This window comes from Bradyrhizobium sp. USDA 4502 (assembly GCF_054063355.1).
Genome location: NZ_JBSSGF010000001.1, coordinates 5,606,477 through 5,619,608, shown reverse-complemented (window position 1 = coordinate 5,619,608; position 13,132 = coordinate 5,606,477). Strand labels below are relative to the sequence as shown.

The 13,132-nt window shown below is 61.8% G+C and carries 14 protein-coding genes; 7 read left to right on the top strand and 7 right to left on the bottom strand.

Annotated features, from left to right (window positions below):
• Nucleotides 1-37 precede the first annotated feature (37 nt).
• A complete protein-coding gene (locus tag ACVW1B_RS26180; protein ID WP_456822437.1) occupies nt 38-1,039 on the bottom strand; it encodes a hypothetical protein in 1,002 nt (333 codons plus the stop codon).
• Between ACVW1B_RS26180 and ACVW1B_RS26175 the strand changes: the two genes are divergently transcribed.
• Together ACVW1B_RS26175 and ACVW1B_RS26170 are read left to right on the top strand one after the other, a co-directional pair.
• The gene (locus tag ACVW1B_RS26175) at nt 1,038-1,310 is read left to right on the top strand and encodes a hypothetical protein (RefSeq protein WP_456822436.1); all 273 of its coding nucleotides are present in this window, start codon (nt 1,038-1,040) and stop codon (nt 1,308-1,310) included. The genes ACVW1B_RS26180 and ACVW1B_RS26175 overlap by 2 nt on opposite strands.
• A 208-nt stretch (nt 1,311-1,518) precedes the next feature.
• Nucleotides 1,519-2,511, top strand: coding sequence for a hypothetical protein (locus ACVW1B_RS26170; protein ID WP_456822435.1), 993 nt, complete (start codon nt 1,519-1,521; stop codon nt 2,509-2,511).
• 572 nt (nt 2,512-3,083) lie between these two features.
• Here the strand turns inward: ACVW1B_RS26170 and ACVW1B_RS26165 are convergent.
• A complete protein-coding gene (locus ACVW1B_RS26165; RefSeq protein ID WP_456822434.1) occupies nt 3,084-3,497 on the bottom strand; it encodes a hypothetical protein in 414 nt (137 codons plus the stop codon).
• 13 nt (nt 3,498-3,510) lie between these two features.
• Complete coding sequence (locus tag ACVW1B_RS26160; RefSeq protein WP_456822433.1) at nt 3,511-4,521, bottom strand: ImmA/IrrE family metallo-endopeptidase; 1,011 nt, start codon at nt 4,519-4,521, stop codon at nt 3,511-3,513.
• Nucleotides 4,522-4,685: 164 nt separating this feature from the next.
• Between ACVW1B_RS26160 and ACVW1B_RS26155 the strand changes: the two genes are divergently transcribed.
• Complete coding sequence (locus ACVW1B_RS26155; RefSeq protein ID WP_456822432.1) at nt 4,686-5,180, top strand: hypothetical protein; 495 nt, start codon at nt 4,686-4,688, stop codon at nt 5,178-5,180.
• A gap of 84 nt (nt 5,181-5,264) precedes the next feature.
• On the opposite strand, the gene ACVW1B_RS26150 is transcribed toward ACVW1B_RS26155, so the two are convergent.
• From ACVW1B_RS26150 to ACVW1B_RS26140, 3 genes are all read right to left on the bottom strand, one after another.
• Nucleotides 5,265-5,435: a hypothetical protein gene (locus tag ACVW1B_RS26150; RefSeq protein ID WP_456822431.1), complete on the bottom strand. Its 171-nt coding sequence runs from the start codon at nt 5,433-5,435 to the stop codon at nt 5,265-5,267.
• Nucleotides 5,436-6,016: 581 nt separating this feature from the next.
• Nucleotides 6,017-6,283, bottom strand: coding sequence for an HGGxSTG domain-containing protein (locus ACVW1B_RS26145; protein ID WP_456822430.1), 267 nt, complete (start codon nt 6,281-6,283; stop codon nt 6,017-6,019).
• The gene (locus tag ACVW1B_RS26140) at nt 6,280-6,939 is read right to left on the bottom strand and encodes a hypothetical protein (protein ID WP_456822429.1); all 660 of its coding nucleotides are present in this window, start codon (nt 6,937-6,939) and stop codon (nt 6,280-6,282) included. Before ACVW1B_RS26140 ends, ACVW1B_RS26145 begins: the two co-directional genes overlap by 4 nt.
• Nucleotides 6,940-7,357: 418 nt before the next feature.
• On the opposite strand from ACVW1B_RS26140, the gene ACVW1B_RS26135 reads away from it, so the two are divergent.
• From ACVW1B_RS26135 to ACVW1B_RS26125, 3 genes are all read left to right on the top strand, one after another.
• Entirely contained in the window at nt 7,358-9,679 is a 2,322-nt protein-coding gene (locus ACVW1B_RS26135) for a molybdopterin guanine dinucleotide-containing S/N-oxide reductase (RefSeq protein WP_456822428.1), read from the top strand.
• Nucleotides 9,680-9,782: 103 nt separating this feature from the next.
• Nucleotides 9,783-10,826, top strand: coding sequence for an alpha/beta fold hydrolase (locus tag ACVW1B_RS26130; RefSeq protein ID WP_456822427.1), 1,044 nt, complete (start codon nt 9,783-9,785; stop codon nt 10,824-10,826).
• Between the two features lie 27 nt (nt 10,827-10,853).
• Entirely contained in the window at nt 10,854-11,729 is an 876-nt protein-coding gene (locus ACVW1B_RS26125) for a PhzF family phenazine biosynthesis protein (protein ID WP_456822426.1), read from the top strand.
• 45 nt (nt 11,730-11,774) lie between these two features.
• Here the strand turns inward: ACVW1B_RS26125 and ACVW1B_RS26120 are convergent, their stop codons facing one another.
• Nucleotides 11,775-12,281, bottom strand: a complete 507-nt coding sequence (locus tag ACVW1B_RS26120) for a winged helix-turn-helix transcriptional regulator (RefSeq protein ID WP_026193238.1) — start codon at nt 12,279-12,281, stop codon at nt 11,775-11,777.
• A 205-nt stretch (nt 12,282-12,486) separates the two neighbouring features.
• On the opposite strand from ACVW1B_RS26120, the gene ACVW1B_RS26115 reads away from it, so the two are divergent.
• A complete protein-coding gene (locus tag ACVW1B_RS26115) occupies nt 12,487-13,125 on the top strand; it encodes a 2-hydroxychromene-2-carboxylate isomerase (protein WP_076830551.1) in 639 nt (212 codons plus the stop codon).
• The last annotated feature ends 7 nt before the right edge of the window (nt 13,126-13,132 follow it).

Sequence of the window (13,132 nt, the reverse complement as noted above, 5' to 3'; positions counted from 1 at the left end):
AAACGAAACCCGGTTCTCGCATACGACCATGGCGCGGTCAGGGATCGGGCGCTGCCCTCCGTCGTATATTCTGAAGCGACGTTAGGGTCTGGATTATAGAGCGAGAAGACGCCGCGCCAGCTGCCGTCCGGCTGCTCCTGGGCGTAGGACAGCTCCACCTTGTTTCGTGAGACCGAAACCAGACGATCCGAACGTGATCGAACACGAATGGCCGCTCGAACCAGATCGTCGTTTCGTCCTGCTTGATTGCGACGTTGGCCTCCTGTCTTGCCGTGCCGCCGCCCACCAGCAGGGGAATCCCCAGCGGCACCGCGACATCGGCGGTGGCGGTTGCATTGAGACGGTGGGCGGAAAGCGTCGATGCAAAACCATCCGGCCGCGCGATGATGGTCTTCTTCGTGAACGGGCCGTGCGGGCTATCTGCCGTGGCAACCAGCGCGACGGCATTCTGCGTGTTGTTGTAGTAGCCGTGATAGAAGATGACATATTCGCCGTTCGCGCGCCGACAGGCATAGCTGATCGACAGCCCGGACGCTTCCTCGGGCAGCGAGGGGGTGATCACGGCGCCATGGCGCGTGAATGTCATGCCGTCGACGCTGGTCGCCAGCTTGATCTGCTTCGACGCGCGGTCGAGGTAATAGATCATGTACGGCTCGGCTGCTCCGGGCTCATACACCACCTGCGCCGGGCCGATCCCGCCGGGCTCGGAAGCGTCCGACTGAAAGGCGATTCCTTGCGGGATCCAGGCTCCTTCGTTCGTCGACGTCCAGAGCCGCAGCTGAAACCAGCCCGTCGTATAGGCTGACGCATAAAGACGCCTTGTATGCGCATCCGGCGCGATCGCGGATGGCCACGCCAAATGAAGAACGCCATCGGGCGGCGACAGCGCCGGCGTCAGGCTCGACACCAGGCCGTCGTCGCCGAACTCCCAGATGTGATAAATGCCGCCGCTCCCGAGGCCATTGAGAAACCAGCTTCTGGCAATTGCGCCTGCCGGGAAAAGCGTGAGGATGACGAAAACAAGCCCCCGCGCAATCATGAAATTTATCCTGGGTCGTGCCGTCTATCGAGCAAACAATTCCGCTGTGATGACACACTCGGGCGCCCGTTTCGCCCGGAAATTTGTTTCTGGAAATGACGCGGGCCTCGGATTGCAACGCGCAGGATACGCCGGCGGACTCAGTTACCGGCATGCTCGCCGTGATGTTGCTGCGCCGCAGAGCTGTCTTGAAATCGCTGCCGCGGCGGAGATCGGCGATCGCTTTGTTCGCGACCTCGATCAGCGAGCGTGGCGCGGATCAACGCAGTGACATTCGGGGATAAAGCGGCGGGGCTTCAGGCACCTACCTCGTGCACCTCGTAAGCCTCGCGGGGCAGCGAACTGCAGGCGGGACGCGTACGATGTCCACGTGAGCGCCTGTGAATATGCTGGATAAGCGGGAAATGAGCCGTCAACACCCGCTTTGCGTGTCATCCTGCAATTCATCCGAATCACGTCTGAATGGCTATGAGGATTGAATGGCGACGAGGTTTCGAGAACTGCCGTGGAAGCGCAATTTCAAGAAGGTCCCGCCTTCGATCATGAGTCAGTTGAGTGCTCTGAAGGGGGAAATCTTTCACATTGGCGCAACCAAGACGCTCGCTGCAGCGGAAATCGCGGCAACTCCGCTCAAGTTGCTGAAGATCGGCTCAACCGCAGGCTCGGTTTCGGAGACAATTCCGCCAGAGGACATGGGCCCATACTCAGATCGCAATCGGAACGGATGGGAGGTGGTTCGGCGCGACCTGCGGAAGATCAAAAAATCGTTCTACTGGGAAACACCCAACTTTGGCGACGCAGCCACCTATGGAACACATCTCCATGAGTCGAAACGGGACGTTTTTCAACGAGAGGTTCACGAGGCGAGAAACTATTCGATTTTGACGCACGTACTACGCACTGACCCAAGTGGCGGCATAGTCGTGCATTTGCGGATCAAAGAGGACTTGGATAAGTCGAGCGCGAAATTGGAGGACGAACTGCTCTTCATGCTGAATTTGCTTCAGGAAAATTGCGGAGCTATCGGCGTGGTGAGCAGCGACACGCCTATCGCTGAGTATATCAAGACGATCGCTTTAGACTGGGAGATATTTCCCCCGGGCAATGCTGGGGAGGTTGCTGAGAGGCTGTTGAGGGGAAGATCGCTAAGCGCTGCAGCACGCGGAAAGATCGAGGAACGCGTTCGCCTCTTCGCGAAACTCACACCGTTGGCCTATTTGCGAGGGTCCGGAGGATTTGGATCGTATATCGGTGCCAAATATGCGGATGATTTGGTTGTCTTTGAGAACGTCCAATACGGGAACGCGCTCTACCTGCTGTATGACGCTTGGGAGCAAGTCTCGAAAAGATCGCGAATTGATCTGCTTCGCGGGACGGACGAGAGGTTTGATCGACTTCCGCATCGCGATGGTTGGGAAGACGCTTTCGAGAAGATACTTCGTCGTGAAAAGCGGAAGAGAGGACTCAAATAAAACTTCGCGTTTGTGCTACGACCGACAACACCACGCGCGGATCATTCGGAGAAATGGGAATCAGTGCACTGTCACCGTAACGGACAAAAATTGTATGGATCACCTCCTATACCTTAAATCGTCGCCAGCCGGGGGCATCCCGAGCACCTGAACGTCCCACGCGTGGTTCGTATGTACGAACCCGTTCCCTCCCTCTCTGTCGGTGAGCTTGGCGTAAACCAAAAATCGCGTACCCAGTGGATGAGCGCGCCGCAGCGACTTCGGAAAACGGACACGCAAGTCTCTCGGAAGCGCTTGGCCTGCAATTGGCCTGACGTGAAGGTCACCATGAAGACCTGAGCCACTCTCAAGATAGGTTTCAACGACAATTAGGATGTAAGGCTCTTCCGGCTTTCCCATGCCCGCCTCCCAAGTAGCGAATGATCTTCATTGCGGTGACAGCGCATCCCGTCTCGCCCGTGTCGTTATCCCCGACCAGTCGCCGCGTTACCAGGCGCAGCAACGCCGCGCAGACCACTTTGAAAACGAAGTTAAATGTACTGTCACTGTAACTCTGGTTGCCGTAGCTCTGGCTAATTGTGGCGATCCAAAAATTCATCAAACGTTACGGCTTGCACGCCATCAATTTGCAAGTACTTCAACTTGCCCTTCGCATCCGTGACGATGATGTCGCCATCACAGCACGCGACGCCTGCTATCTGCCATTCGATCGCCTTATCGTAGGGGCCGCGAAAACCGAACGTCGCTTGTGCGCTCTCCGCAATGGCGATAATTGATTCCCTATGCTCTTCACTCAAGGGTTCTCGCTTTAACTTCGTGCCCTTGAATACCTCAGCCTCATCGTCATACACCTTTGCGAATTCGTTATACGCGCAACTAAACAGTCTCGCTTCGCCAGTCGCGATGTCCTCAAGTGCGGCGGCAAATTCGTTTTCTGAGGATTGGCTGAGAGCGCGCAGGCCGCGTACGTCAAAGGTGTATGTCAACTCAGGGCCTCAGCTATTCCGCTTCGTCCTGAGCGTCGTCAAGTGCCGCTGTCAGTGCGTTGGTTAAATACTCGTTCTGATATTTCGGCTTGATGCCCGAGAGGCGAAACAACTCGTAATCGTCAATGTCTCCCTCCTCAACGGCGCGCGAATAAACGCGCGCGAACGTAGTGCCGTACTTGCCCAGCTTGTACTTCCATTCGGCTTGACGTCTGCCGCCGCCGCGTTTTGCCAGATCCGGGCTGCCAACCTGCTTGATGTAAGCCTTCCACTGAGCGATGGCGTTGTCCGAGTACCTGCCCGTTTCGACCAAGCGGTAGAGACTCGCCGCCATCGATAGCTTAGTAAGTTCGCTAAACGATCGCAGTTCGTCTACGTCGAAATTTGAACTGTGGATCGTCTGCTTTGCGGCCAATTCAACCAGATCAACTGGCGCCAAAAATTGTACCGCGAATTTGTTGCAACGCCGTTCGATGTCGTTCTTGATCACATCCGGGTCAGACATACCGGTCTGATTCAAGACGCAATGATATACCTCGTGGGCTAAGGTAAATAAGCGGCGCGAGTAGATCTGGCCTTTGGTATTGACGACGATCGAATTAAAGCTCTTTGGGCTTGTGATCGCGAAGCCAGCCCCGTCGTCGCTCGGAAAGCTCCACTGAAAAACTAGCGTCTCAAGAGCCTCAATCTGCCTGCGTACGAACGCATACAGAAGCCGCGAGTCCTTGAACTCAAACTGTTTTGCTATCGATAGGCCGATTCGCTCACGAAGGGACGCCGCCCGTTCCTTTTCGTTCTTTCCGTCCATCTGGTTGACGAGCGCGCTGTTCGGCTTGAATGCATCCCTTGTCGAAGCGTCAGCCTGGACTTCCTTGGCGAATTCGATCGCCTTGATCGTTGCCCTCTGATAGCCTCGTTTGGTTGGCGTAGATTGTCGAAAATCAGCGATCGTCGTTTCAGGTGTAAGGTCAGTCGAGAACAAGAAAAACTCAGGGACGACCAACTCAGTGGCAATCTCGTTCAATATTCCGCGCCTACGGCCGGAAGGATCGCTCAGAACGTTTTCGATTTCGGCGCGCGAATGACCAGTGCGCTTACTTAGGTCAGATTCGGACAGCCCTCTAGCCTTGAGTATTCTGTCTACGTTTCTTTTGATCGACGGCATACGGCATCCAGATAGAGTCAAAAATGAAGTTAAGCGACTTTTCCAGTGTTTTGCAACTAGGAGTTGGGCTTCATACCGGCACAGTGCTACTACAATCGATCGCCGAATTCGCTAGTGCGCCGCTCAGTAAAAAGATTGAGCGCCTAGTCAGGATCGCTCGGCTTCGCCGCGAGCGCTTCAAACGCGAACAGCGGGCGACCGACAACATCGACGCGATACTGGACGAACTGCTCGACGCTCAGACTAACCTTGAACTCAAGAAAGTTCAGCTATTCTCGGAGTATAAGATCGGTGCGCTTATCAACGTTATCTTTGCAGTGTTCTTATACTACTACCTCGCCTGCGCGGCCATGGCTCCCGAAACCGATGTGGGGACAGTTGAAGGTTGGGCACTGGTACTGATTAGTGTTAGTCCAGCAACTCTAACTTTGATCGTGCTTGCAGGTCGGTGGTTTGCCAATACTGGCGGTGTCCGAACATCTGTAAAGGGGCTCGAATCAAAGATATTTGCATCATAACAAGAAGGGACTGCTGGGCAGAAACCAGATGGTTCTGTGGGCGCCTTTCGTCCTCTAGGGAGCACCGAGCCTCAACCTAGACCGTTACTCCAGTTCATATCGCTTCTCGGCGGGATCACGCGCTCGCCTGGCGCCCACAGCCTTCGGTGCCCGCGCCGCGGATGCCGGCTCCTGGTCCGACACGACCACGCTCGCATGCTGGGTGACGTCGCCGACGATGGCGTTGTCGCCGCCCTCCAGCTTCACGTTCTGCACGGTGACAAGCCCAACAGGCCGGCAATTGGAAAGAGAGGGGTACTTCCTCAGTCGGACGCAAGGAGCCCACAGGGTTGGCGCTGGCAGCTTACAGGGGCTAGCCCGGATGGACGGTCCCGTAGATTTACCATGACCCGGAATTCCAGCTGCCCGGCGCCGGAGCGGGCGCTAAGTTGATCGCGCGGGGGCGGCGCCTTGAGGTCAGGAGGCCGCAATGGAGCGTCTGTATTTGGGCATCGCCGTCACCAGCACTTACGCGCTGGTCACCATTGCGCTGATCCTGGCCTTCGTGCGCTGACCGCCGGGAATCCGGATCTTTGCTCGCGGGGCCGCTACGGGGTGCGTTGTCGTCTTCGCGGAATGCGGCAATGTCCGGCTACCGTTAACCTTTTACTGCGTCAGCGGGTTTAATCGTCATGCCGAGGCCTGTAGCGATAACCCTGATGAGTTTGGCCGTTGCAACGCTCACGGCGTTCGGCATCGCCGCAGCCCTCATGATCCATTAGCGGGAATGGGCCAGCGGGATTTCGCGCCCTGCGGCCCATTGGTCGTTGAGGCGCGCGGCCATTTGCGAAACGCAATCACTTCATCCCCACCAGCATCCTGCGCACGTCTCCCAACAACGCCCGGATCTGCCGCCGCTCGGCGATCGCATCCCCCGTGAACCGGCCGTGCTTGCGCGCATTCCGGTTCGCCCGTGGCGCGCCGGATCCCTTTGCGCCGCCGTGCATGCGGCAGCGCGTCTTGCCGCGCACCGCCGGCGCGCGGCAAGAACCGCCGCAGCGGGTCCTGGCGCCGCAACGCCGGCTCGCCAGCATCGGGCCGGTCGTTTGGATGTGGCCGCTCATGCCTGAGCGTCCTGCCCGGCATCGACGGGATTCCGCCGTCGCCTCGCGCCCGCGGGCCTCAGTGCCCGCGCCGCGGATGCCGGGCTGTTGTCGGACAGGATCACGCTCGCATGCTGCGTGACGTTGCCGACGATGGCGTTGCCGCCATCCTCGACCTTCACGTTCTGCACGGTGATCGCGGGCTCGCCATGGCTCCGGTAGCGGTTCAGCGCCTCGATCTGGGCGGGAAAGGTGCGGGCGAGCCGGCCCAATGCGCGCGCGGCGCTGTCGTGCTGGGCGAGGTCCTTGGCATGCGCGAGGTGATGGGCACATCGCATCGCCATCACATGAACCGACACCATCTGCGCCACCAGCATGGCCTCGACGGAATCCCGCGGGCCGATGCTTCTCACCATCGAGATCATGAAGGCGAGGTTGACCTCGCAGGGCTTGCCGCCGCTCACGCTGGCCTTGACCAGTTGCCGCAGGATGCCGTCCATCGCGTCGCGGTCGGCGACCCCCAGTGCGTTCGCCATCAGCCGTGCGCCGAGCTTTGGATCAGGATGGTCGATGCAGAAGCCGTGCGAGGAGAATTTGATCCGCGGGGCTGCGGCAGTCTGGGTCTGGGCGGTTGCGGCGATCGCCATTGCCGTCGTGAGGTCGGGAGCGGTGTCCATGTCGGGTATTCCCTGGATTGCGCGCGGCAAGCGCGCAGACGATCGCTCGCTGCGGGAGCCGGCGCGATGTCATTTGTGAGGAGGGGTTTCGGTCTCACGTGCATCCGTCGCGCCCGCTCTTGCGGGCGAGGGGGTACTTGCACGATTTCGGAATATTGGAAATGTATCCCTGATTTGCCCGACGCGTCAAGTGGCGTTGTCGGGCGCCGGCGGCCGCCCGGCGCCTTTGCATGGGGTTGTTTTCGATATTTTGGCGGCGTGGCCCCGGCGGGAGTTCCGCCGCCGTCGCCCGCAGTCATGCCGGCAAGGCACGGTGCGGTCCGTGTTAGCGGGTACCGTGCGCCGATTGGATCATTATACTGGCGGGGAATGTTGCGACAGGCGTGGCGAGGCGCCGGCCTGGGATGAAGGAGCATCGATGAGCGAGACCATTGGCCACCCCGATCCCGGCCTCGATCTGTCCGACGGGTTCAAGCCGCACACCTCGCATTGGGGCGTGTTCTCGGCACGGCTCGGCAAGACGGGTCTCGAAGTCAGGCCCTATGCCGCCGATCCCGATCCGAACCGCATCATCAACAATTTCCCCGGCGCGCTGCGCCATCAGGCCCGCATCGCGAGGCCTGCAATCCGCCGCGGCTGGCTCGAGCGCGGGCCCGGTCCGGATGATCGCCGCGGCCGCGACGACTTCGTCTCGGTGAGCTGGGAGCAGGCGCTCGATCTGCTCGGCGGCGAGCTGACGCGGATCCGCGACACGATCGGCCCCGGCGCGGTGTTCGGCGGCTCCTACGGCTGGTCCAGCGCGGGCCGCTTCCATCACGCGCAGAGCCAGGTGCACCGCTTCCTCAACATCGCCATGGGCGGCTATGTCCGCTCGGTGAACACCTATTCCTCGGGCGCGTCATCGGTGCTGCTGCCGCAGATTCTGACCGGCTATGAGGACATCACCAAGCGCAACGTCACCTGGGAGCAGATCGCGGCCGAGACCGACATCGTGCTGGCGTTCGGCGGCATGGCGCTGAAGAACTCGATGGTGGCCGGCGGCTCGATCAGCAAGCATGTCGAGCGCGGCGCGATGGAAGCCGCGCAGCGGCGCGGCTGCAAGTTCATCCTGGTCAGCCCGCTGCGCGACGATCTTCCCGTCGAGGCCGGCGCCGAATGGCTGACGGCCACCCCCGGCACCGACACCGCGCTGATGCTCGGCATCGTCCACACTTTGGTCAGCGAAGGCCTGCGCGATCAGGCCTTCCTCGATCGCTACACCGAGGGCTGGCCGGTGTTTTTGCGCTATCTGACCGGCGAGAGCGACGGTGTGCCCAAGAGTGCCGAATGGGCCGCGGCGATCTGCGGCATCGATGCCGGCACCATCAAGGCGCTCGCGCGGCGGCTTGCCGGCCGCAGAGCGCTGATCACCGTGTCGCATTCGTTGCAGCGCGCCGAGCATGGCGAGCAGCCGGTGTGGATGGGCATGGTGCTGGCGGCGGCGCTCGGCCAGATCGGCCTGCCCGGCGGCGGCTACGCCTATTCGCTCGGCGCGATCGGCTATTACGGGCGCCGCGTCAACGCCGTGCCCGGGCCGACGCTCGGGCAGGGCCGCAACGGCGTCGCCGACTTCATTCCGGTGGCGCGCATCGCCGACATGCTACTCAATCCCGGCACCAGCTATCGCTACAATGGCGAGACGCGGACCTATCCGGATATCCGCCTCGTCTATTGGGCCGGCGGCAATCCGTTCCACCATCACCAGGACCTCAACCGCCTGCGCAAGGCGTTTGCGCGGCTCGACACGCTGGTGGTGCATGAGCTGGCCTGGACCGCCACCGCCCGCCACGCCGACATCGTGCTGCCCTCGACCATGACGCTGGAGCGCGAGGACATCGGCTATTCCAGCAACGATCCCTTGATGGTCGCGATGCACCGGATCGCCGAACCGGTCGGCCTTGCGCGCGACGACTACGAGATCTTCGCCGATCTCGCCGAGCGGTTAGGCGCCCGCGAGCCCTTCACGGAAGGACGCACCTCGCGGCAATGGCTGGAGCATCTCTACGAGCCGACCCGCAAGGCGCTCGCCGCGCGCGGGCTCGAGGCGCCGAGCTTCGAGGAGTTCTGGGCGCGCGGCAGCCTGGTGGTGCCGCAGCATCTCGACGACGGCGGCTCGTTGCGCCGTTTTCGCGAGGACCCGGTGGCGCGGCCGCTGCCGACGCCGAGCGGCCGCATCGAGATCTTTTCGCAGAAGATCGCTAGCCACGGCGATGCCGACTGTCCGGGCCATCCGGTCTGGCTCGAGAAATCAGACACGCCGACATCCGACGCGCCGTGCTTCCTGGTCGCCAACCAGCCGGTGACGCGCCTGCACAGCCAGCTCGATTTCGGCGGCCATTCGCTTGACGCCAAGCATCGCGGCCGCGAGGTCGCGCGCATGAATCCGAGCGACGCCAAGCCGCGCGGCATTGCCGATGGCGACATCATCCGCATCTTCAACGCGCGCGGCGCCTGCCTCGCCGCGGTGCATGTCACCGACGGCATCGCGCCCGGCGTGGTTCAGCTGCCGACCGGCGCCTGGTACGACCCGATGGACCCCGAGGAGGAAGCGCCGCTCTGCGTGCACGGTAATCCGAACGTGCTGACGCGCGACATCGGCACGTCATCCTTCGCGCAGGGCTGCACCGGCCAGCTCACCAGCGTCGAGGTCGAACGCTTCAACGGCAATCTGCCGCCGATCCGGGCGTTCGATCCGGCGTAATTTCGCGCGGAGATCACGAACAAATCATCGCTGGGCGCTGGATGGCGCCCACGCGTTCGGCTACGGCATCACGAGATCGCCCCTGAGTTCTGGATTTGCCGAGATGCACCTGAAAACCCTGTTTCACATCGCCGTCGCCGCGACCGTTGCGCTCGGATCGTCCAACGCATGGGCGCAATCGGCCGCCGAGCCGGCCTATGGACCGGAGTTGCAGGGCTTCGACTATCCCTATCCGGTCGAGCATTATCGCTTCAGCTCGCAGGGGCAGGAGCTCGACATGGCCTATCTCGACGTCAAGCCGGCGACGCCGAATGGCCAGACCGCGGTGCTGCTGCACGGCAAGAACTTCTGTGCCGCGACCTGGGACGGCACCATCAAGGCGCTCAGCGGCGCCGGCTATCGCGTGATCGCGATCGACCAGATCGGCTTCTGCAAATCCAGCAAGCCGGAGCGCTATCAGTTCACCTTCCAGCAGCTCGCCGGCAACAGCCGCGCGCTGCTCGCCTCGCTCGGGATCGCGCATTCGATCATGGTCGGCCACTCGACCGGCGGCATGCTGGCGATGCGCTACGCCCTGATGTATCCGGAGGCCACCGACCACCTGGTTTTGGTCGATCCGATCGGCCTGGAAGACTGGAAGGCCAAAGGCGTGCCGTGGCTCAGCCTCGACGGCTGGATGCAGCGCGAGACGCGCGTCACCGCAGACAGCATCCGCGCCTATGAGCGCGCCACCTATTACGCCGATACCTGGGATGCGTCCTACGAGACGTGGGTGCAGATGCTGGCCGGCATGTATCGCGGAGAGGGCCGCGCCGCCGTGGCGTCGAGCTCGGCGCGGCTCTACGACATGATCGCGACCCAGCCGGTGTTCTACGAATTCGAGCAGATCAAGCCGCCGACGCTGCTCTTTGTCGGCGACAAGGACACCACCGCGATCGGCAAGGACACTGCGCCGCCGGAGATTCGCAAGACGCTCGGCAATTATCCGGTGCTGGGCAAGGAGGCGGCCAAGCGGATTCCGCATGCGCAGCTGATCGAATTCCCCGACCTCGGCCATTCGCCGCAAATCCAGGCGCCGGCGCGCTTCCACGAGGCGCTGCTCGGCTGGCTGCAGCATCCGGAGACCGGCGCGACGCTGGTCAAGTAGGCGACGGCGAGACAGGCGAGCGACATCATGACGACAGCCGAACTGGTCAGCGTGTTCACGGTGGATGGGCAGGGCGGCAATCCCTGTCCGATCGTGGTGGATGCTAGCGGCATGAGCGCCTCCGAGATGCAGGATGTTGCCCGCCGCCATGGTCACGAATCCGGCTTCGTGCTGCCGGCACAGAGTGACGATTTCGACGCCACGTTCCGCTTCTTCGTTCCGAACCACGAAATGGAAATGTGCGGCCACGCGACCATCGGTGCGCTCTGGCTGCTTGCGCGCCAGGGAAGGCTGCCGGGCGACACCATCCGGATCTCGACGCGCAGCGGTCCGGTCACCGGCTTCATCAGCCGTGATCGTCACGGCGAGCCGCGTGTCGAGATCACTCAGCCGGCCGGAAAGGCCGTTCCGCTCACCACGGGGCAACGCGACGACGTGCTGCGGGCGCTCGCGGTCGGGCCGGAAGCGATCGACGCGGCGACACCGTGCAACGCCGTCACATCGCGGATCAAGACACTCGTTCCGATGCGCTCCCCCGAAGCGCTGAATGCGCTCGATCCCGCGACAGGGGACGTCGAGGCGGTCTGCGGCCGGATCGGATCGACCGGGCTCTATCCATTTGCCGTGATCGACCGAAAAGCTCGCCTGTTCGAGGCGCGGCAATTCCCGCGCTCCTCCGGCTATCGGGAGGATGCCGCGACCGGCATTGCGGCCGCGGCGCTGGCGTTCGGCTTGCTCGACTACGGCCTGGTCGCTCCTGATGACGACGAGATTCGAATCCTGCAGGGCAGGGCGATGGGGCGGCTGTCTGAGATTCGGGTCCGCATCGGCTTCGCCGGCGGCCGTCCCGTCGGCTGCCTGCTTGGCGGCAATGTCGCGCTGCTGGCTGCACTGTCACACTGAGCAGCCGCCAGCGCGGGGCGCCGGCTTCGCGAACAGTATCCAGGTCTAGTCAGCGGCACGCCTGGCTCGCTCCTGCGCCTTGGCGTGCACCGGTGACGATTTCCGCGCACCGGGGCCGGGATGCACGTGGACCGCCTTCGCGCTCAGCGGCTCGCCGCATTCCGAACAGACCATGACGGGATCGAACATCTTCTTGCAGGTCTTGTGTTCGTGCAGCATCGGCCGGCCGCGCGAATCGACCATGTGGACGTTGCCCCAGTGCACGATCGACATGATGATCGGATAAAGATCGAGCCCCTTCTGCGTCAGGATGTATTCGTAGCGCTTCGGCGCCTCCTGATACGGAATCTTGCGCAGCACGCCGAACCGGACCAGCTTCTTCAGCCGGTCGGCAAGCAGATGCCGCGTGATCCCGAGCGACGCCTGGAAGTCATCGAACCTGCGGATGCGCAGGAAACATTCGCGCAGGACCAAGAGGCTCCAGCGGTCGCCGATGACAGCCACCGTGCGGGCCACCGAGCACGGCTCCTCCTCGAGGGCATCCCATTTCATCAGCATCTCCTGCGGTCTGCGCCGACATCGCCTTTTAAATTCTAAAACAGAACTAGCGCAATTTCAATAGGATGCTTCGCCTGCAGCCGTGACTTGGTCATTGGATGACAAATATCATATTGACAGTTCTAAAATAGAACTTAAGGTCCCGGCTCGATCAACGCGGTGGCTGAGGGCTGCTGGTACTCAAAGGGAAGGGCGTTCCATGGTTGCTCCGCTCAAGGTCGAATTCCATTTCGATTTTGGAAGTCCGAACGCCTATCTGGCGGAGCAGGCGCTGCCCGAAATCGAGAAGCGCACCGGCGTGAAGTTCGACTACATCCCGGTGCTGCTCGGCGGCGTCTACAAGGCGACCGGCAACATGTCGCCCGGCGAGTCGCTGCGCGGCATCAAGAACAAGCCCGAATACAACGCGCTCGAGACCGAGCGCTTCCTGCGCCGCTACAACATCACGACGTTCAAGACCAACCCGTTCTTTCCGGTCAACACGCTGATGCTGATGCGCGGCGTCGTCGCTGCCGATTTCGAAGGGCTGTTCGAACCGTACTTTCGCGCCGCCTATCACCACATGTGGTCCGAGCCCAAGAAGATGGACGATCCGCAGGTGTTCCGCGAAGCGTTCCTGTCCTCCGGCCTCGATATCGACCGCATCATCGCCCGCGCCCAGCAGGACGAGGTGAAGAAGAAGCTGATCGACAACACCAGCAACGCGGTGGCGCGCGGCTCGTTCGGCTCACCGACCTTCTTCGTCGGCGACGAGATCTTCTTCGGCAAGGACAAGCTGCGCGAGGTCGAGGACGAGATCGTCGCGCAGCTGGCCGCGGGGCGGCGCAAGACCGCCTGAGCGGGAA